General features: G+C 63.4%; 19 protein-coding genes. 9 read left to right on the top strand and 10 right to left on the bottom strand.

Going from position 1 to position 18,740, the window contains the following annotated elements; all coding sequences use genetic code 11:
- Positions 1–35: 35 nt before the first annotated feature.
- Positions 36–200 carry a hypothetical protein gene (locus RA26_RS22975; RefSeq protein WP_193747610.1) on the bottom strand — a complete coding sequence of 55 codons (165 nt, stop codon included), beginning with the start codon at positions 198–200 and terminating at the stop codon, positions 36–38.
- 238 nt (positions 201–438) lie between these two features.
- Entirely contained in the window at positions 439–2,052 is a 1,614-nt protein-coding gene (locus tag RA26_RS12210; protein ID WP_039184030.1) for a peptidoglycan-binding domain-containing protein, read from the bottom strand.
- Between the two features lie 96 nt (positions 2,053–2,148).
- Here RA26_RS12210 and lipB point away from each other — a divergent pair, with 96 nt between their 5' ends.
- Entirely contained in the window at positions 2,149–2,829 is a 681-nt protein-coding gene (gene lipB, locus RA26_RS12205) for a lipoyl(octanoyl) transferase LipB (protein WP_275041641.1), read from the top strand.
- A 2-nt stretch (positions 2,830–2,831) separates the two neighbouring features.
- Here the strand turns inward: lipB and RA26_RS12200 are convergent, their stop codons facing one another.
- Positions 2,832–4,502 (bottom strand): alpha/beta hydrolase, encoded by a 1,671-nt coding sequence (locus RA26_RS12200; protein ID WP_241482638.1) that lies wholly within the window; start codon positions 4,500–4,502, stop codon positions 2,832–2,834.
- Between the two features lie 375 nt (positions 4,503–4,877).
- Entirely contained in the window at positions 4,878–5,297 is a 420-nt protein-coding gene (locus tag RA26_RS12195) for an HIT family protein (protein WP_039184177.1), read from the bottom strand.
- A 234-nt stretch (positions 5,298–5,531) separates the two neighbouring features.
- Between RA26_RS12195 and ctaD the strand changes: the two genes are divergently transcribed.
- Entirely contained in the window at positions 5,532–7,205 is a 1,674-nt protein-coding gene (ctaD, locus tag RA26_RS12190) for a cytochrome c oxidase subunit I (protein WP_039184027.1), read from the top strand.
- Positions 7,206–7,359: 154 nt separating this feature from the next.
- Entirely contained in the window at positions 7,360–7,851 is a 492-nt protein-coding gene (locus tag RA26_RS12185; protein WP_039184026.1) for a DUF2244 domain-containing protein, read from the top strand.
- Positions 7,852–7,946: 95 nt separating this feature from the next.
- Here the strand turns inward: RA26_RS12185 and RA26_RS12180 are convergent, their stop codons facing one another.
- Positions 7,947–8,420 carry a GatB/YqeY domain-containing protein gene (locus tag RA26_RS12180; RefSeq protein ID WP_039184175.1) on the bottom strand — a complete coding sequence of 158 codons (474 nt, stop codon included), beginning with the start codon at positions 8,418–8,420 and terminating at the stop codon, positions 7,947–7,949.
- Positions 8,421–8,602: 182 nt separating this feature from the next.
- On the opposite strand from RA26_RS12180, the gene carA reads away from it, so the two are divergent.
- Complete coding sequence (carA, locus tag RA26_RS12175) at positions 8,603–9,763, top strand: glutamine-hydrolyzing carbamoyl-phosphate synthase small subunit (protein ID WP_039184025.1); 1,161 nt, start codon at positions 8,603–8,605, stop codon at positions 9,761–9,763.
- Positions 9,764–9,873: 110 nt separating this feature from the next.
- Positions 9,874–11,799 carry a glycosyltransferase gene (locus tag RA26_RS12170; RefSeq protein ID WP_039184024.1) on the top strand — a complete coding sequence of 642 codons (1,926 nt, stop codon included), beginning with the start codon at positions 9,874–9,876 and terminating at the stop codon, positions 11,797–11,799.
- Here the strand turns inward: RA26_RS12170 and RA26_RS12165 are convergent.
- The gene (locus tag RA26_RS12165; protein WP_039184023.1) at positions 11,759–12,403 is read right to left on the bottom strand and encodes a GntR family transcriptional regulator; all 645 of its coding nucleotides are present in this window, start codon (positions 12,401–12,403) and stop codon (positions 11,759–11,761) included. The two genes, RA26_RS12170 and RA26_RS12165, sit on opposite strands and share 41 nt — an antisense overlap.
- A gap of 142 nt (positions 12,404–12,545) precedes the next feature.
- Between RA26_RS12165 and RA26_RS12160 the strand changes: the two genes are divergently transcribed.
- The 4 genes from RA26_RS12160 to RA26_RS12145 all read left to right on the top strand — a co-directional run bounded on the left by RA26_RS12160 (position 12,546) and on the right by RA26_RS12145 (position 15,584).
- Entirely contained in the window at positions 12,546–13,190 is a 645-nt protein-coding gene (locus RA26_RS12160) for a pyrimidine 5'-nucleotidase (protein WP_039184174.1), read from the top strand.
- Between the two features lie 164 nt (positions 13,191–13,354).
- Positions 13,355–13,603, top strand: a complete 249-nt coding sequence (locus tag RA26_RS12155) for a hypothetical protein (RefSeq protein ID WP_039184022.1) — start codon at positions 13,355–13,357, stop codon at positions 13,601–13,603.
- Between the two features lie 78 nt (positions 13,604–13,681).
- On the top strand, positions 13,682–14,878 hold the full coding sequence (locus RA26_RS12150) for a UbiH/UbiF family hydroxylase (RefSeq protein ID WP_039184021.1): 1,197 nt from the start codon (positions 13,682–13,684) through the stop codon (positions 14,876–14,878).
- Between the two features lie 22 nt (positions 14,879–14,900).
- Complete coding sequence (locus RA26_RS12145; protein WP_241482637.1) at positions 14,901–15,584, top strand: M50 family metallopeptidase; 684 nt, start codon at positions 14,901–14,903, stop codon at positions 15,582–15,584.
- Here RA26_RS12145 and RA26_RS12140 read toward each other — a convergent pair.
- From RA26_RS12140 to RA26_RS12125, 4 genes are all read right to left on the bottom strand, one after another.
- Positions 15,581–16,705, bottom strand: coding sequence for an aminotransferase class V-fold PLP-dependent enzyme (locus RA26_RS12140; RefSeq protein ID WP_039184019.1), 1,125 nt, complete (start codon positions 16,703–16,705; stop codon positions 15,581–15,583). The genes RA26_RS12145 and RA26_RS12140 overlap by 4 nt on opposite strands.
- 227 nt (positions 16,706–16,932) lie before the next feature.
- Complete coding sequence (locus tag RA26_RS12135) at positions 16,933–17,709, bottom strand: hypothetical protein (protein ID WP_039184018.1); 777 nt, start codon at positions 17,707–17,709, stop codon at positions 16,933–16,935.
- Positions 17,709–18,167, bottom strand: coding sequence for an Lrp/AsnC family transcriptional regulator (locus tag RA26_RS12130; RefSeq protein WP_039184017.1), 459 nt, complete (start codon positions 18,165–18,167; stop codon positions 17,709–17,711). The genes RA26_RS12135 and RA26_RS12130 overlap by 1 nt, the downstream gene beginning before the upstream one ends.
- The gene (locus RA26_RS12125) at positions 18,164–18,619 is read right to left on the bottom strand and encodes an Lrp/AsnC family transcriptional regulator (RefSeq protein ID WP_039184015.1); all 456 of its coding nucleotides are present in this window, start codon (positions 18,617–18,619) and stop codon (positions 18,164–18,166) included. Before RA26_RS12125 ends, RA26_RS12130 begins: the two co-directional genes overlap by 4 nt.
- Between the last annotated feature and the right edge of the window lie 121 nt (positions 18,620–18,740).

Raw genomic sequence — 18,740 nt, 5'->3', positions numbered from 1 at the left:
TTGCCCTCCAGCTTGCAGAAGATCAAAGGGCGCACTCAGTTGCCCCGGGAAGCCATCTGGCGGCACAGCACAATCTCGCCTGACATTTGGTCATAACAGGCGGGGAGCTGATCGTGATCCACATATGCCGCCAGATCCTGCACATCCCGGCTTGCCTGCTTGGCCAGCTGATACAGGGTCAGCCCGGCTCGCTCAGCCAAGGCAGCCGGGCGCAGGCAAAGCGGTTTTAGACGCGTACCCCTAATGAAACACATCCATAAACTGCATGGGGAGCACATCAACTCATGCTTTGAGAAATATCCGCAGCAAGCGGGTAGCGTCTAAAACCGCACTGCACCAAACAAACATTTGAAAATTTCGGGGGCCGGTGAGGCGGCACAGAAAAGGCCGACAGAAATGCCGGCCTTCCCATTTCTTCACGAAGTTGGGATCAGTCGCTCACTCACTGTTGAAAGAAGGCAAAGCAGATGCCCCGCCAGAGGCCTGAACCGGCTGCACCCGGCCGCCGGCCAGCTCAGTCGAGGCTGCCCTGATCAGTTCCGCGCGGCCCGGCTGGCCGGGCGCGAACACAGGTTCGGCGCCGCTCTCAAGCGCAATCACCGCCATGCTGTACCATTCCTGCGCCTTCTTCACCGCATTCGGCGCGCCAAAGCCCAACGCCAGGTGATGGCCGATCAGTTCGGCATAGGGGCGCTGGCCGGTTCCCGCCAAAATCAAGGCTGACCCCAGAGCCACATCCATGTCATCACGCCGGTAGCCGGAGAACAGGCAGATCCCGGCCGTATTGGACAGCTGATCCAGCGACATGCCCGATTGCAGAACGAACTTCTGCACGTCCCCCATCACTTCGCCGCTGCCCGCAGTGCCCAGCTTGGCCAGATAGGGTTTCAAGGCGGGACCAAAAGCATCGCACTGGCTGTCGATCTGCGACTGCGACGCGCCTGCGACCTTGCCAGCCCGGGCTTCGCCGGCATTGATTGCATAGGTGCGGGCCAGGCAGAACTGCTCGCCCAGCGCCAGCTCCGGGTCGTTCATGCTGTCTGCCGTCATGAACCCGCCGTTCGAACTGGTCAGAAGGCTCACCTTGCTGCAATAGCTGGTGAGCGAGGCGCTCTGCTCCTGCTGATCAAACAGGGTGATGCCGCCCAGGGCTGCGCTTTCCTGCCCGGCAAAGGCCATAACGGTGCTCCGGTTCTGCTGAGCCGCCTGCACCGGTTCTTCTGCTCCCGTATCTGTCATCCGGCACGTGCCCTGATGGCAGGCGAAACTGGCCGGGGTCACACCGCGGGCCAGGAAGTCATTGCGCTGATACCCCTGCGGCGTCGAGGCAAAGACCATCACCGAACAGTTGGAAGCACCGCACCAGAACGAGCTGCCGGAAACAGAGGTGTCCAGCACATAGTCGTTGCGCCCGTCCCCGTTCAGGTCGGCAAGCTGCATGAACCCGGTGCGCTGCAGCAGCTGCTCCCCGGTCGGCTCGGAGCTGGCGGCGATCTCATCCACTGCGTGGCTGACTTCCGGCGGCAGCCCGCCGTAGCCGCCGCTGGCATAGGTGCTGCCAGGAGCGCGGATGCCAGCGGCCTCATCCCGCCAAGTGTGCAGTACGCCGCGCACCCCTTGCGGGCCCTGCATCGCCTTGATGACCTGCGGGCCGCCTACCTGGGCACGGTTATAGGAACTGACCAGGAAATTGCGCTCGTAGGGGGTCAGATGACCAGTGGCCGGGTAGCTCATATGCACCTGGTACTGGGTGATCGCTGCGCGCGACCTCCGCCCCAGCACCCCGTCCGGTGTGCCGGCGTTGAAACCGAAATAATTGAGCGCAACCTGGGTCTCGCGGTTTTCGGCACGCGCTGCGGAATAGGTTGGCGCGCGCCTGTAGGTTGTGGCAGCGCGGCGGCGCTGCTTATTCTTGTGAACTTCGTTGACAATAACACCGCCAATGACGGCGCCGGCTATGGCGGCCCCCAGTTCGTCCGCGGCTGCGGGTCCGGTTACGGATGTCGCCAGGAATGCGGCTGTCAGGGCCGGTTTGAGCGGCTTGGAAAACATGATACTCGCCCCCTATGGATACTCGCTACGGAATCAGGATACTCCACAGGCAGCGTTAGCACCTAGGGTTTTCCCGCCAATTCCGCCGGTAAGCCCCTGGCGGGATGTAAAAGGACTGCAGCAAGCATGGTTGAGTGGATCACTTCAGACGGTTTAGTCGATTATGATCAAGCGGTTGCCTTCATGGAAGAGCGCGCCGCGGCAATTGCTGCCGGATCGGCGGAGGAATGCATCTGGCTGGTTGAACACCCCCCGCTTTACACGGCCGGCACCTCGGCCAAGCATGAAGACCTGACAGATCCCGAACGTTTCCCTGTCTACGAGAGCAAGCGCGGCGGCCAGTATACCTATCACGGGCCGGGCCAGCGGGTCGTCTATGTGATGCTGAATGTCGGCGCGCGCGGGCATGACGTGCGCCGGTTTGTGCAGCAGCTGGAAACCTGGGTGATTGCCGCCCTGGATGAATTCAACATCAAAGGCCATATCCGCGATGGCCGGGTTGGCGTTTGGGTCGAACGCCCGGAAAAACCCCTTACCCTCTCAGGCGGCACCGCCGAAGACAAAATCGCCGCCATTGGCATCCGGCTGCGCAAATGGGTCAGCTTCCATGGCATCTCGATCAACGTCGAGCCGGACCTGGAGCATTTCACCGGCATCGTGCCCTGCGGGATCACCGAATACGGGGTGACCAGTCTCGTGGACCTGGGCCTGCCGGTGACCATGGCCGACGTGGATGTCGCCCTGAAGCGCAGTTTCAAACAGGTCTTCGGCAGCTGACCTTAGCCGTCAGAGGCAGAAGTGAGATCCTGCAGCGCCGTCAGCACCAGTTCAGGGAAGTTATAAAACAGCAGCGCCCCCGCTTCCTGGCTGATGCACAGCCGGGCATCCGGCCACCCGTGCAGCATCTCGCGGACTGCAGAGAGCGGCGCCACGTGGTCTTCTCCACCGTGCACGAACACGGAACGCGGCACCCGGGCCGGCATGCCGGTCCGGATCCCCTGCCTCAGCATCTGCACATCGGCCATGAACCCCGCGCCGCCCTGCTTCTGGAACAGAACCTGGCTTTGCTGAAGCAGCTGCAACAAGTCCAGCTGCGACAGCCGCGCCCGCTCCTTGCTGCCGCTGCGGGTCTGTATATGCAACAGCGTCTTGTGCCCATACCAGCGCAGTGCTGCCGCCCAGCCCTTCATCAGCACAGGCAGCATCCAGTTGGCGCGCGTGGCGGCCAGCGCAACCAGCCATGCATAGCCGCTGAGGCCTGAAAACTGCCGCGGCGAACTGATGGCGCAATTTGAGGCGGCGGCCACCAAACCGGCAATCCGGCTGTCCAGGCGGCTGGCTGCGATAAAACCGTAAAGCGCCCCGCCGCGATGGCACAGCAGCACCGGACGCTGCAGGTTTTCATGCGCCATCAGGGCAATCAGCTGCTGCACAAAAGCTTCCGCGGGGTCCTCTCCGCGTTTCAGCGGCACCGAGCCGCCATAGCCGCGGCGCATCGGCGCATAGACCCTGAAACCCAGTTTCCGCAACTGCGGCTGCAAGCGCTGCAGCGGCGCAATCCCGTCCAGCATGCCATGCACGAAAATCACCGGCTGGCCGGTCTCCGCCCCAAGCCGGAAGTACTGGGAGCGCTGACCGGCACTGTCCTCATAGGTGCCAGAGGGCGGCAGCACCTCGCCCCGCGATACTGCCAGGTCCCGGCTGTGCTCATTCATCAGAAAAACCGCCAACCGGATCAGCTCTGCCGGGCCGGGCGCACCGGCCTGGCCCGCAGCCTGTTCCAGCCTGCCGTCCACCTTGCCGCCCGGGCTATGCTCCGTGTCTTTCAGAGGCGCGAAATCCGCCTCCTGCAGGCCCAGCGCTGCGGCAACCGGGACAGCCGCCTCCGCCGTCAGCACCCCGTCCAGTCGCTCTGCCATGACTGCAACAGAAGCATCTGGACCGCTCAGGCGCACTGGACGGCACAGGAACTGCTCGCCGGAGGTGCGGGACGCCAGCAGCAGCACGTCCCGCCAGGAAAAGGCTCCGCAGCGCACGTCTTCGAGGTAGCTTTGCCACAGCTCAGCCGCCGCCTGCGTCAATCCCAGCGCAAAAGGCAGCGGGCCATTGCCGGTCAATAGGCGTGCCGCCCGCTGCGAGGCGTTCAGAAGACCGCCATCCGGGCGCGCCTCCGCCAGCAGCCAGAACCGGCTGCAGCTGCCGGAATAGGCTCCCGGGTGCGGCCGCCCTGCCCGCTGCCACTGCTGCTCCTGGATCTCAGCCGCCCGGGCAAAATGCGCCTGCAGAACAGGCCGACGACCTTGCGGCATTCTGCCCGCCGCAGGTGTGCCAGGGCCGTCCTGCGCACCGGACATGAAACGGTCGAATTGCTCCGGCCGGATCATCGTTTCATAAATGGCGGCCACGACCTGGTCTTGCGACAAGGCCTGCCCATGGCACAAGAGAGTCACCCCTGCCCCTCCAATACAGTTAATGAAGTCAAAGAAGCACCGCACCTGGTAAGCACGCGGCTCGCACAGGGGATGGTGCAGGCCTTCTGGCCTGCATGTTTCAGGCAGCCTGCCTGCAAACAGAAAATACCCGGCTGATGCCGCCTGGAACCAGGCTGGCATACAGTGCCGAATTACCCCAATTCTTGGGGTCCCAAACTCTTGGGCGCGGGCGCCCTCTCTGACCTACAACCAATTTGCGAAACAGCTATGATCAAATTCAACTAAAATTCAACATTTATTTCAGATGCATAAATTTGCATGCCGAAACACCGCAGCTTAAAGCCGCGGCGTATTCACAGCTCAAAAGATACTGACGAGCAGGAAGGATCAGCCCTAAGCCAGCGCCGCACGGATTTTTTCGGCCTGCGCCTGGATCAGTTCCATGTCACCCATGGTCCCCGGCGGACGCAGCCGGTCGCCCTCGTGCCGCGGCAGAACATGCATGTGCAGGTGGAACACCTCCTGCCCGCCGGCCGCCTCGTTGAACTGCTGCACGGTGACCCCGTCCGCGCCGAACGCGGTGATCACAGCCTGCGACAGTTTCTGCACCGTCTGCATCACCGCCGCCAACTGTGCCGGGCTCGCATCCAGGATATTGCGGCAAGGCGTCTTAGGAATAACCAGCAGATGCCCGTCAGCCCGCGGCATGATATCCATAAAGGCCAGGGTCTCGTCATCCTCATAGACGCGGGTGGACGGGATCTCCCCGCGCAGGAGCTTGGCAAAAATGTTGTCGGGATCATAAGCAGGCATGCGTCCGGGCTCCTTGTTCTGGCTCACCCCGGTTGTGCGCGCCCCCCGCCCCCAGGTCAAGCGCTCTGAACCGGGCAATTCCCAGGGCATTCAAGCCCCTGCGGCAATAAATCTTGATCCAGATCAAACTCCGCCATTGAAGGCCCCGTCAGGCCACACTAAAACTCGCAAGGAATCCAGGCCGCCCGGAGTCCGTCTCCGGTGGCCTTTCGTTATGCAGCAGGAGGCACCTAAATGGCAGATGCAGCCATTCATGGTCACGGCCACGAGGACGAGCGGAGCTTTTTCACCCGCTGGTTCATGAGCACGAACCATAAGGATATCGGCATTCTTTACCTGATCGTTTCGGCGATTGCAGGTCTCATCTCTGTCATCTTCACCGTATACATGCGGCTGGAACTGATGGACCCGGGCGTTCAGTACATGTGCCTGGAGGGTGCGCGCATGTTCGCAGACGCCTCTGCGGAATGTACCCCGAACGGCCACCTCTGGAACGTGATGATCACCGCCCACGGCATCCTGATGATGTTCTTCGTGGTGATTCCGGCCCTGTTCGGCGGTTTCGGCAACTATTTCATGCCGCTGCAGATCGGCGCGCCGGACATGGCGTTCCCGCGGATGAACAACCTGTCGTTCTGGATGTATGTCGCAGGCACCTCGCTGGCGGTTCTCTCGGTTGTCTCCCCGGGCGGCAATGACCAGCTGGGTTCCGGCGTCGGCTGGGTTCTGTACCCGCCGCTGTCCGTGAACGAGGGCGGCTACTCGATGGACCTGGCTATCTTCGCCGTGCACGTCTCGGGCGCCTCCTCGATCCTGGGTGCGATCAACATGATCACCACCTTCCTGAACATGCGCGCACCGGGCATGACCCTTTTCAAGGTGCCGCTGTTCTCCTGGTCGATCTTCGTCACCTCCTGGCTGATCCTGCTGTCGCTGCCGGTTCTGGCAGGCGCCATCACCATGCTGCTGATGGACCGCAACTTCGGCTTCACCTTCTTTGACGCAGCCGGCGGCGGCGACCCGATCCTGTACCAGCACATCCTGTGGTTCTTCGGCCACCCGGAAGTGTACATCGTGATCCTGCCCGGCTTCGGCATCATCTCCCACGTCATCGCCACCTTCGCGCGCAAGCCGGTGTTCGGCTACCTGCCGATGGTTTGGGCGATCATCGCCATCGGCGTGCTGGGCTTTGTCGTCTGGGCGCACCACATGTACACCGTCGGCATGTCGCTGAACCAGCAGGCCTACTTCATGCTGGCCACCATGGTGATTGCGGTTCCGACCGGCGTGAAAGTGTTCTCCTGGATCGCCACCATGTGGGGCGGTTCGATCGAGTTCAAAGCTCCGATGATGTTTGCCTTCGGCTTCCTGTTCCTGTTCACCGTTGGCGGTGTGACCGGCGTGGTGCTGAGCCAGGCGGCTGTCGACCGCGCCTACCACGACACCTACTACGTTGTGGCTCACTTCCACTATGTGATGTCGCTTGGTGCGGTGTTTGCGATCTTCTCGGGCATCTACTTCTACTTCGGCAAGATGACCGGCCGCCAGTACAACGAGCTGGGCGCCCAGATCCACTTCTGGATGTTCTTCATCGGCGCCAACCTGACCTTCTTCCCCCAGCACTTCCTGGGCCGTCAGGGCATGCCACGCCGCTACATCGACTATCCGGAAGGGTTCGCCTACTGGAACAAGATCTCGTCTTACGGCGCGTTCCTGTCCTTTGCATCGTTCCTGCTGTTCTTCGGCGTGGTGATCTATTCGCTGCTGCGCGGCGCCCGCGTCACCCAGAATAACTACTGGAACGAATACGCGGACACACTGGAGTGGACCCTGCCGTCTCCGCCGCCGGAACACACCTTCGAAATCCTGCCCAAGCAGGAAGACTGGGACCGCTCGCATTCGCACTAAGCGGGTCCGGATCCTGAAATAGAGAAAGGCCCCGGCGCTGACGCTCCGGGGCCTTTTTCATGCCCTCGTGACGGGCTGAACAGCCGCAGTGGACATCCCGTCTTTCCGGCACATCATTCTTGAAAGAGCCTTTCTTCCCAGCAGGCCCGAACCGATGCCCTATAACTGGACCCGCCCGCAGGCCGGCGCCGAGCGCGAACTCCACCTCTGGCCGCACCAGTCGCTGCCGCCCAAAGGCTACGTGCGCTTCATTGGCCTCACTGCCGCTCTGATCTGCGTGCCGCTGGTGCCGCTCCTGGGGTCCTTCCTGCTGTGGGGGCTGCTGCCCTTCCTGCTGCTGGCGCTGTTCGGCATGAAATGGGCGCTGGACCGCAGCCGCCGCGACCACCAGATCCTCGAAGTGCTGACCCTCACCGCTGAGGAAGCCCGGCTGGAACGGATCAACCCGGACGGGGCCCGCCAAAGCTGGCACTGCAACCGCTACTGGACCCGTGTGGAGATGCACGACCATGACGGCCCGGTGCCCCATTACGTCACCCTGCAGGGCGGTGGCCGCGAGGTCGAGATCGGCGCCTTCCTGTCAGAGGAGGAACGGGTGGCGCTCTACGGCGACCTGAAAGACGCCCTGTCCGTGAAGCAGGCATGAAAAAGGCCCGCGCTGCGGGCCTCTCTTCATCATTCTTCAAATACTCGCGCCGCAGGCACCGCGCGGCAGTGCGGTCTTGGGCCGGCAGCAGCGGATCAGCAATCGCCCTTGCTGCAGAGCTGGTCCTTGACCATCGGGCCGGCTTTGCCGAAGTCCATCTGGCCGGTGTATTTCGCCTTCAGCGCGGCCATCACCTTGCCCATGTCGCGAATCGATTCGGCGCCGGTGTCAGCCACCGCGGCCTTCACTGCCTCGGCAGCTTCCTCGTCGCTCAGCTGCTGCGGCAGAAACTCTTCGATCACACTGATCTCGCCCAGTTCCCGCTCTGCCAGGTCCAGCCGTCCGCCTTCCTCATAGGCGCGGGCGCTTTCCTTGCGCTGCTTGGTCATCTTGCCGAGAATGGCAAGGATTTCGCCGTCGCCGATGCTGGTTTCCTCGCCATCGGCACGGGCCGCGATCTCGCGGTCCTTGATGGCGGCATTGATCAGCCGCAGCGTGGCCAGCCGGGCGGCGGCCTTGTCTTTCATCGCCTGCTTCAGGGCCTGGTTGACCCGAGTGCGCGTATCCATATTCAAAAGCATCCCCATGGTTGCCGGACACCGATGGTTATCCATTCCGGCGCTTCTGCGCAAGTTTTCAGTAAACTTTCAATTCCGGACCCCGCGTCAGCCTGCCCGCCTCTTGCAGGCTTGACCCGCATGGGCGCTCCCCTTACAAGCCCATGAATTTTACCCGCATGGAGACTCGCGCAATGGCCGCTTCCGCCCCGACCAAGCCCACCGCATGCCTGGCGCTCGCTGATGGCACCGTCTTTTACGGCACCGGTTTCGGCGCGACCGGCGACACCGTGGCCGAGCTCTGCTTCAACACCGCGATGACCGGCTACCAGGAGATCATGACTGATCCTTCCTACGCCGGCCAGATCGTCACCTTCACCTTCCCCCACATCGGCAACACCGGCGTCACCCCGGAAGATGACGAAACCGGCGATCCGGTTGCGGCAGGCATGGTGGTGAAATGGGATCCGACGCTGGCCTCCAACTGGCGCGCAACCGAAGAGCTTAAGGACTGGCTCACCCGCACCGGCCGCATCGCCATCGGCGGCATCGACACCCGCCGCCTGACCCGCGCGATCCGCCAGCAGGGGGCACCGCATGTGGCACTGGCCCACGACCCCGAGGGCAACTTTGACGTCGAGGCGCTGGTCGCCAAGGCACGCGGCTGGTCCGGCCTCGTCGGCCTGGACCTGGCAAAAGACGTGACCTGCGCGCAAAGCTACCGCTGGGATGAAATGCGCTGGGCCTGGCCCGATGGCTATGCCCGCCAGGAAACCCCCAAGCACAAAGTTGTCGCGGTCGACTATGGCGCCAAGCGCAACATCCTGCGCTGCCTGGCATCTGCTGGCTGCGACGTGACGGTGCTGCCCGCCACTGCAACAGCAGAGGAAGTGCTGGCGCACAACCCCGATGGTGTGTTCCTGTCCAACGGCCCGGGCGACCCGGCTGCCACCGGCGAATATGCGGTGCCGATGATCCAGGACGTGCTGAAAGCGGACCTGCCGGTCTTCGGCATCTGCCTCGGCCACCAGATGCTGGCACTGGCCCTGGGCGCCAAGACCGTCAAGATGAACCACGGCCACCACGGCGCCAACCATCCGGTCAAGGAGCATGCCACCGGCAAGGTGGAGATCACCTCTATGAACCACGGCTTTGCAGTCGATGCGCAGACCCTGCCGGAGGGCGTCGAAGAATCGCATGTCTCGCTGTTCGACGGCTCCAACTGCGGCATCCGCATTGCCGGCAAGCCGGTCTTCTCGGTGCAGCATCACCCCGAAGCCAGCCCCGGCCCGCAGGACAGCTTCTACCTGTTCGAGCGCTTTGCCGACGCGATGGCAGAACGCAAATCTGCGTAAAAAACCGGCTGGCCATGCCGCTCCGGAGGCATGGTTAACGCCGCATTTACCAACTCTTAACCCCCTGCCGCCAGCCTGAACGCCTCTGGTTTCAGTGTTGCGGGCAGGCGATGGGTATTGTGTCACAGCCGCTGCGGCAGCTCCGGCCGCCGCAGCACCAAAAGCCCCCGCGGCAGCGCGGGCCAGCGGATGCTCTGCCGCCGGTGGACAGCAGCAGCATGATGAAGGCGCTGGTGTTGCGCCAGCATCAAGGGGCGGCGCTTGGCCGGGTGCTGGTCGCCGAAGGCCTGGCCAGCGAAGATCAGGTTCAGGATACCCTTTCCTCCCAATACCGGATGCCACGTGCGGACCTGTCCGGCCAGGTGGCCAATACCCGGCTGCTGGCCTGCAAACCCGCAGCGTTCTGGCTGCGCCACTGCGCTGCTCCCTGGATGCAGCTTGGCCGGACCGTCACCCTGGCCGTGGCCCACCCCGACCGGTTTGAAACCCTGCAGCAGGAGTTGCAGGACAAATTCGAACACATCACGCCTGTTCTGGCCAGTGAAGCGCAAATCACGGCTTTGCTGACAGCCCACTTCAGCCCGGCGCTGGTGCGGCAGGCGAGCTGCAGCGTGCCTCCGCGCCAAAGCTGCCGAACTCTGAGGCCGCCCCGAAGCCGCGCTCTGCTGGCCGCCTTGGCCGCTCCGGCGCTATATCTGGCCTGGCAGGCACCTTCAGCACTTCCCGCCGCCCTCAGCGCAGTTGCCTTGCTGACTGTTTTCCTGTTCACCGCACTCAAACTCTTCGGGCTCGCCTCTTTTTGGCAGGCACGTGCGGACAGGACATCCGCTGCGCCTGCGGTAGCCCCGCCCGTCTGCACCACATACCCGATGATTTCGGTCCTGGTGCCGCTTTTCCAGGAGGCGGAGATCAGCCACGCTCTGCTCAGCCGGATCCGGAAACTCAGCTATCCGCGGGCGCAGACAGACGTGATCCTGGTGCTGGAAGAGCACGACAGTGTCACCCGGGCCGCGCTGGAGAACACCCGCCTGCCGCCCTGGATCCGGGTTGTGGAGGTCCCGGCCTTCGGCGGGCTGACAACCAAACCGCGGGCGATGAACTATGCACTGAACTTCTGCCGGGGCGACATTATCGGGGTCTGGGATGCCGAGGATGCACCTCAGACAGACCAGCTGAACCAGGTGGCGCAGGCTTTTGCTTCCGCCGGGAAGCGCACTGCCTGCTTTCAGGGGGTGCTGGACTATTACAACCCCGGCACGAACTGGATCTCGCGCTGCTTCACACTGGAATATGCCAGCTGGTTCCGCATCGTCCTGGACGGCATGGCCCGGCTTGGCCTGGTGGTGCCCCTGGGCGGCACCACGATGTTCGTGCGCCGCGAGGTGCTGGAAGAACTGGGCGGCTGGGATGCCCACAACGTCACCGAGGACGCCGATCTGGGCGTCCGCCTGTACCGGGCGGGCTACCGCACCGAAATGCTGCCCAGCACCACCTATGAGGAGGCCAACTGGCGCCCCTGGCCCTGGATCAGGCAGCGCTCCCGCTGGCTCAAGGGATTCATGGTGACCTACCTGGTGCACATGCGTCAGCCGCTGCGGCTGCTGGCCGATCTGGGCTGGAAGCGTTTTCTTGGCTTTCAGGCCTTCTTTCTGGGCACCATCGGGCAGTTTCTGTTTGCCCCCGTGCTCTGGTCGTTCTGGCTGTTCACCCTGGGTCTGCCGCACCCGGGCGCAGAGAGCCTGCCGCCGCAGCTGCTGACGCTGGCGGCGGCCACGCTCGTTCTCTTTGAAGGGCTGGGACTGGTAATCAGCATCACTGCGGCCTTTGCCATGGGGCGGCCCTGGCTGGCCGCCTGGGCGCCGGCGATGATCCTCTACTTCCCGATGGGGGCCATTGCCGTTGCCAAGGCGGCGCATGAGCTGCTGGCCCGCCCCTATTTCTGGGACAAGACAGCCCACGGCATCAAACCCGCTGCCCGTCGCCGTCTGTGGCGGGTTATCCGCGCCCGCTGGCGTCCTGCTTCAGCCGGGTCATGAAGGCAATCGAGATGTGCTCCTTCAGAGCCTCGCCCGCAGCCGCCTCGTCGCGGCGGCTGATCGCGTCGACAATGCCCTTGTGCTCCGACTGGGCAATCTCGCTGCGGCCCTCGGCCGCCAGCGAGGTGGTGGCCATCAGCGCCATGGTCCGGTGCACCAGATCCAGCTGCTGTACCAGATAGCGGTTGTGCGAGGCCAGGTGAATCTGCTCATGGAACCGCCGGTTGGCCTTGGACAGCGCCGCCGGGTCGCCGATCAGCTTGTCGTCGGACTCGACCATCTCCTTCAGCACTTTGATCTCTTCCTCGGTGGCATGGCGCGCCGCCAGCTGCGCCGCCAGCCCCTCCAGCTCGCGCCGCACCACATACAGCTCGGCCATCTGGTTGTGGTCCAGCGAAGCGACGATCAGCGACCGCCCGTCACGCTCCAGCAGCGATTGCGTCTCCAGCCGCTGCAGCGCCTCTCGGATCGGCGTGCGCGACACCCCAAAGCGTTCCGCCAGATCGCTTTCCACCAGCCGGTCGCCCGGCTTGTAGATCCCGGAGTCGATGGCCTCAAGGATCAGCGCATAGGCATCTTTCTGGTTGCTGCGGCTCTGGCTCATGGTCGTCCCTGTCTGTTTTGATCCGACAATCTCTACAGCGCATCCCCCAGCAATCAACCCTGATGGCGCCAACGCGCTGAAAACCCGCAGGCAAAATGCGCTTTTGATTGCAAATACCGCTTGGGGCCCCTACTTCAGCACCATGCCCAAACATTCCTTTTCCCACGTTTGCGAATGGGTGTTCGATCTCGACAACACCCTCTATCACCCGTCCGCACGGCTGTTCGACCAGATCGAGGTCAAGATGACCGCCTATGTGATGGACGCGCTCAAGGTGGACAGGACCGAGGCCGACCGCCTGCGCAGCTACTACTGGCGCGAGCATGGCACAACATTGGCCGGGCTGATGCGCGAACATGATCTGGACCCGGACCCCTATCTGGTCGCGGTGCACGACATCTCTATGGACCATCTGGAGGAGGACGCGCCGCTGGCGGCCGCGATCCGCAACCTGCCGGGCAAGAAAATCGTCTACACCAACGGCTCTGCGCCCTATGCGGAACGGGTACTGGCCGCCCGCGGGCTGTCCGGGCTGTTCGATGACGTTTACGGCGTCGAGCATGCGGACTACCACCCGAAGCCCGAACGCCGCGCCTTTGACCGGGTGTTTGACCGCGCCGGGATCGCCCCGCAGCAGGCCGCCATGTTCGAGGACGATCCGCGCAACCTGGCCGCCCCGCATCAGATGGGCATGCGCACCGTGCATGTGGCGCCAGAGCCGGTCCAGGCGGACCATATCCACCATCACTCGGACGATCTGGCCGGATTCCTCGCCGCCCTGACCTGAGCCCCGGAACCAGCGCCGGGACGCTTTTGCGCAGTGGTTTGCCGCATCGCGGAAGGTGTGCAATTGCATTCCGGCGAAACTTCGCAACTGCGTCAAAATATACCTGTTTGCTGCATGTTTTCCTCCCTATATGCGCCGCGAAGACAAATACAGGAGACCACCTGATGAGCGCATACACCCTCCCCGCCCGCCTGACCCTGTGGCAGCGCATCCTGTTTGCCGTGCCGCTGCTGGGACGGATCTTCAAGGAGGTCGCCTATGGCCCCGAAGAGAACATCGGCTACGCTCTGGCAACCTTTGTCAGCCTCTGGGGCTGCTCGATCCTGCTGTTCGGCATTCCGGGCCTCTACATTCCCGCGCTGTGCATGGTGCCGGTGATGTTCCTGGTTCTGCTCTCCATCACCCGCGGCTAATTCCCCGCGCGGCAGGTTGCGGCTTGTCTTCCCCCTCCGTCAGGGCCTATTTCAGGGCAACAACGGAGGGCTGAGACCATGGCCGAGACCTGCGACATCCTGATTTCCGGCGGCGGCATTGCGGGACTGACCGCAGCCGCCGCGTTTGCCTCCAAGGGCTTCAGCGTCATTTGTGCCGACCCGGCTCCGCCGGTCACAGAACGCGACGCCGAAGGCTCCGACCTGCGCACCACCGCCTTTCTGCAGCCCGCTCAGGCCCTGCTGGAGCGCTGCGGGATCTGGGCGCGGCTGGCGGACCACGCCGCCCCCTTGCAAATCATGCGCATCGTCGATGCCGGCGGCGCCCGGCCCGAACCGCGGGTGGTCAAGGACTTCAACGCCGCAGACATCTCCGACCAGCCGTTCGGATGGAACCTGCCCAATTGGCTGCTGCGGCGCGAGATGATTGCGCGGCTGGCAGAAGTGCCGAACGCCGACCTGCGTTTTGGCACCGGCACCACCGCCCTGTTCACCCGCACCGATGAGGCGCGCGTCAGCCTCAGCGACGGCAGCCAAGTGACGGCCAAGCTGGTTGTCGCCTGCGACGGCCGCAATTCCCCGATGCGCGAGGCCGCTGGCATTCCGGTGAAAACCACCCGTTACGGGCAAAAGGCGCTGGCCTTTGCCGTCACCCACCCTGTGCCGCATGACAACGTCTCCACCGAGATCCACCGCTCCGGCGGGCCTTTTACACTGGTGCCTTTGCCCGAATACCAGGGCCAGTCCTCCTCAGCCATTGTCTGGATGGAGCGCGGACCCAGGGCGCAGGAACTGCTGAATCTCGAACCCGCAGCCTTTGAGGCCGCGATGACCGAACGCAGCTGCGGGCTGTTCGGCGGTTTGAAACTGGCGTCGCGCCGCACCATCTGGCCGATCATCAGCCAGTCGGCGGAGCGGCTGAACGGCGAACGGCTGGCGCTGATGGCCGAAGCCGCCCATGTGGTGCCGCCGATCGGCGCGCAAGGTTTGAACATGTCCCTGGGCGACCTGCGCAGCTTGCTGGAACTGGCCGAGGCCCGCCCCGAAGGCCTGGGTGATGCCCAGATGCTGGCCGCCTACCACAAGGCCCGCCACAACGAGATCCTGCTGCGCGTGAAGGGCATCGACCTCCTGAACCGCACCTCGATGCTGGCGCCGCGCCCGCTGCGCGACCTGCGCGCCTTCGGCCTCAACGCGCTGTATTCGCTGGCCCCGGTGCGCAAAACGCTGATGCAAATGGGCCTTGGTGTGAAATAACATGCGGGCTGCCGGACGCTTTATGAAAGGCCACTGGCAGCTCCTCTGCCTGACCCTGGCCATTGCCGCCCTTTGGCAAACACCAGCGTTGCTGCCCCTGCGTATCCTGACCGTATTCCTGCACGAACTGTCGCACGCGGCAGCAACCCTGCTCACCGGCGGCGATGTGGTCAGCCTGACCATCGACCCCTATGAAGGCGGCAGGGTGATCTCGCGCGGCGGCAGCCGCTTCCTGACGCTCACGGCAGGCTACACTGGGTCGCTGCTGATCGGTTCTGCCCTGTTCGTGATTGCCCTGCGCACCGATTGGGACCGCAAGGTGCTTGCCGTCTTCGGCGCGATTACCCTGGCTGTTGCTGCCTTCTATGTAAGGGATCTCTTTGCGCTTGGTTTCACCCTTGCCACCGGCGCGCTGATGCTCGCCGCGTCGCGCTACCTCAGCCTCAACATCAACGACATGATCCTGCGTGTGATCGGGGTCAGCAGCATGATCTACGCGCCGCTTGATCTCTGGGACGACACCATTGCGCGTTCTTACCTGCGCTCCGACGCGCGGATGATGGCCGAGGAGTTCGGCGGCTCAACCATGCTGTGGGGCGGAGTTTGGCTGGCGATCAGCCTTGGGGTGATCTGGCTCACCCTGCGCCACGGGCTGGGCCGCACAAGCAATATTCCCTTGCGCAGCCCAGTCCGGATATTGCGTTAAAGCACCTGATCCACGACCGCTTTCAGACGCGCGATGGTGGCATCCACGTCATAAAGCTTGTCCAGGCCGAACAGCCCCAGCCGGAAGGTGCGGAAATCCGCAGGCTCATCGCATTGCAGCGGAACGCCGGCCGCGATCTGGGTGCCCAGCGCCAGGAACTTCTTGCCGTTCTGCACATCCGGATCGCTGGTATAGCTCACCACCACGCCCGGCGCGCCAAAACCGTCCGCCGCCACGGAGGTGATGCCCTTTTCCTTCAGCATGGCCCGCACGCCGTTGCCCAGCGCCCACTGCGCATCGCGCAGTTTACCGAACCCGTATTCCTTGGTCTCCAGCATGGTGTCGCGGAAATCCTTCAGCGCGTCCGTCGGCATGGTGGCATGATAGGCGTGGCCGCCGTCCTCATAGGCCTTCATGATGGTGCGCCACTGCTTCAGGTTGATGGCAAAGCTGTCCGAAGTGGTCTCCTCCAGCCGCGCCAGCGCACGGTCCGAGAACATCACCAGACCGGCGGAAGGAGACGCGCTCCAGCCCTTCTGCGGGGCAGAGATCAGCACGTCCACACCGGTCGCCTTCATGTCAACCCAGGCACAGCCCGACGCGATGCAGTCCAGCACCATCAGCGCGCCCACCTCATGCGCGGCTGCGGCCATCGCGGTCACATAATCGTCCGGCAGGATCACACCGGCAGCGGTTTCCACATGCGGGGCAAAGACGATGTCCGGCTTCTGCTCATGAATCGCAGCAACCACATCCGCAATCGGCGCGGGCTCAAACGGCGATGCGCTCTCATTGCCGGTGCGGCGCGCCTTCATCACGGTGGAGGACGCGGTGAACCCGCCGGCCTCAAAGATCTGGCTCCAGCGGTAGGAGAACCAGCCATTGCGCACGACCAGCGCACTTGTCCCGCGGGCAAACTGGCGCGCCACCGCCTCCATCGCATAAGTCCCGCCGCCCGGCACCAGCGCCACCGCTTCGGCGTTATAGACCTCTTTCAGCATCGCATTGATGTCCAGCATCACGGTCTGAAAGGTCTTGGACATGTGGTTGAGCGAGCGGTCGGTGAAAACCACCGAAAATTCATCCAGACCCTGCGGGTCCACGGTATCGAGCAGTGCCATCTGGGCCTCCCTTGTCTTCCTTTACTAACGGCTAGCCGGTGCCGCAGGCTTTGGCAAAGCCTACAATGGCATACAGCGCCGCCGCCGTTCTCCGAAGGGGAATACTGGCGAAACGGAAAGGAAAAGACAGCCCAAGCACGACAGAAAACACCCGCATTTGCGCCAAGCGGGTTTCTGATCGGCAACAAACACTCTGCTGCGGCCCGCCCATCTGGCGCAATCGCGCCTCAGCCGCCGGCGTCCCAGGCCACCGCCTGCTCGATCACCCCGGCCACCGCCAGCGCCTTTTCCGCCAGCTCTGGCGGCGTTTGCTCATCCAAGGCCAGATCCGCCATCCGCCGGTAAAGCTCCGGCGAGGTGTAAAAGGCAAAGACATCAGAATTGCCACCATTGTCCCAGAACGCCGAGATCCAGATCGACGGGCGCCCGATGCACCAGTCCCGCCACAGCCTCTCCGCAAGCGCATCTGCCGGACCGTCCAGCACCTGCGCGAACAAATCCGCCAGCGGCCATCCGGCAATACCGAACATGCACAGCACATCATCCAGGCAGTCCTCGCCATGCCGGACAGCCCGGTCCAGATACATGTGCCGGAACCTGTCGAGCACTCCCCATTCCTCCGACTTCCAACGCGCAGCGTCTCCGGTTGGAAACCGGTTCAGGCTGACCTCGAGCCCGACATAGGCCAGCTCCTCTCCGCTGGCGAGAACCTCCAGAACCCGCGGCAGCAGGTAGCGCCAGATGGGCTGACCGAAGGCATCGGAAACGGCGGCAAAATACCAGTCCTGCAGGTAGTGCAGCGGCAGGGCTGCGATATCCGGCACCAGAAAATCCGCCTCGATGGCAGGATCCATGCAGCACCCCTTGCAGACGCCGGTCTCCGCGGGCTTGGGTGCCGCAAAAACCCTGTAGGCTTCTGCAATCAGCTCCGCGAATTCATGATCCGCCGACAGTTTCGCCTTCACCTGTTTGCCGCTTTTACTCTTCAGATCCCGCCTCCCCATCAGCCCAGCGGCCCCGGCCGCCGCTCCTCGCTCAAGAGCACATTGGCCTCGACATTCCCCACCCCCGGCAATGTCATCACCCGGCGGCGCAGCACGCGCTCAAAGTCGGAAATATCCCGCGCCGTCACCCGCAGGCGGTAGTCATACATGCCCAGCACATGCTCCACCGTCTGCACCTCGGGGATGGCAGCGACCGCGCGTTCGAAATCTTCCAAACTGACCCGCCCCTTGGTGGCCAGCTTCACCCCCAGAAAGACAGTGACGCCGAACCCCAGCTTCTCCTTGTCCAGCTCCAGCCTGCGGCCCGCGATGATGCCCGTCTCCTGCAGCCTCTTGATCCGCCGCCAGGTGGCCGGCTGGCTGAGGCCCAGCTGCCGCCCCAAGGCACCTGCCGACAAGGTCGCATCCTCTGACAGCGCCCGCAGAATGGCAAAGTCCAGATCATCCAGCGCGCTCATACAGGCAGCACCTCGTCCGACTTGATCCGCGCCACATGCATCAGCGCCTCAATGTCGGTGATATGCGGCAGGTTCAAAATGGCGGCACGGTAGATCTGCTGGTAATGCGGCATGTCCCGCGCAATTACCGAAAGCCGCACATCCACCTGGCCCAGAAAGGTCTGGATCTCGATCACCTCGGCAATGCCGCGGGCCGCCTCGATGAACTCGTCAAAGGCGCGCGGATTGGTCTTGTCCAGCGTCACCCGCAGCGACACCTCGACCTCATAGCCCAAAGCCCGCCAGTCGATCACCGCCCGCTGCCCAAGGATCACGCGCGCCTCGCGCAGCTTCTCCAGCCGCCGCGACAGGCGCGAGGCCGTAAGCCCCAGCCGTTCGGCCAGATCCGGAATCGATTGCTCCGGGTCGCCTTGCATATAGCGCAGAATGCGCCGGTCCAGATCATCAAGCATGATTTCTTCACTATCAGTCAAAATGACGAATGACTACCGCAAAGAAACTGTGGAATTTATGCGCACCAGCAATCGCCTTCCCCGCCCACATGCCTATGATGCCTTCAAACACCAAACGAAA

The sequence above is a fragment of the Leisingera sp. ANG-M7 genome (assembly GCF_000813965.1).
GTDB lineage: Bacteria > Pseudomonadota > Alphaproteobacteria > Rhodobacterales > Rhodobacteraceae > Leisingera.
Note: the sequence above shows the minus strand (reverse complement) of the source record. Positions and strands in the feature narration are given on the sequence as shown.

Bases quoted from the DNA above. Each gene is read 5' to 3' on its own strand.
- RA26_RS12210 (WP_039184030.1), bottom strand. From the start codon at position 2,052: ATGTTTTCCAAGCCGCTCAAACCGGCCCTGACAGCCGCATTCCTGGCG.
- RA26_RS12195 (WP_039184177.1), bottom strand. From the start codon at position 5,297: ATGCCTGCTTATGATCCCGACAACATTTTTGCCAAGCTCCTGCGCGGG.
- ctaD (WP_039184027.1), top strand. From the start codon at position 5,532: ATGGCAGATGCAGCCATTCATGGTCACGGCCACGAGGACGAGCGGAGC.
- RA26_RS12185 (WP_039184026.1), top strand. From the start codon at position 7,360: ATGCCCTATAACTGGACCCGCCCGCAGGCCGGCGCCGAGCGCGAACTC.
- RA26_RS12180 (WP_039184175.1), bottom strand. From the start codon at position 8,420: ATGGATACGCGCACTCGGGTCAACCAGGCCCTGAAGCAGGCGATGAAA.
- carA (WP_039184025.1), top strand. From the start codon at position 8,603: ATGGCCGCTTCCGCCCCGACCAAGCCCACCGCATGCCTGGCGCTCGCT.
- RA26_RS12170 (WP_039184024.1), top strand. From the start codon at position 9,874: ATGGGTATTGTGTCACAGCCGCTGCGGCAGCTCCGGCCGCCGCAGCAC.
- RA26_RS12165 (WP_039184023.1), bottom strand. From the start codon at position 12,403: ATGAGCCAGAGCCGCAGCAACCAGAAAGATGCCTATGCGCTGATCCTT.
- RA26_RS12160 (WP_039184174.1), top strand. From the start codon at position 12,546: ATGCCCAAACATTCCTTTTCCCACGTTTGCGAATGGGTGTTCGATCTC.
- RA26_RS12155 (WP_039184022.1), top strand. From the start codon at position 13,355: ATGAGCGCATACACCCTCCCCGCCCGCCTGACCCTGTGGCAGCGCATC.
- RA26_RS12150 (WP_039184021.1), top strand. From the start codon at position 13,682: ATGGCCGAGACCTGCGACATCCTGATTTCCGGCGGCGGCATTGCGGGA.
- RA26_RS12145 (WP_241482637.1), top strand. From the start codon at position 14,901: ATGAAAGGCCACTGGCAGCTCCTCTGCCTGACCCTGGCCATTGCCGCC.
- RA26_RS12140 (WP_039184019.1), bottom strand. From the start codon at position 16,705: ATGGCACTGCTCGATACCGTGGACCCGCAGGGTCTGGATGAATTTTCG.
- RA26_RS12135 (WP_039184018.1), bottom strand. From the start codon at position 17,709: ATGGGGAGGCGGGATCTGAAGAGTAAAAGCGGCAAACAGGTGAAGGCG.
- RA26_RS12130 (WP_039184017.1), bottom strand. From the start codon at position 18,167: ATGAGCGCGCTGGATGATCTGGACTTTGCCATTCTGCGGGCGCTGTCA.
- RA26_RS12125 (WP_039184015.1), bottom strand. From the start codon at position 18,619: ATGCTTGATGATCTGGACCGGCGCATTCTGCGCTATATGCAAGGCGAC.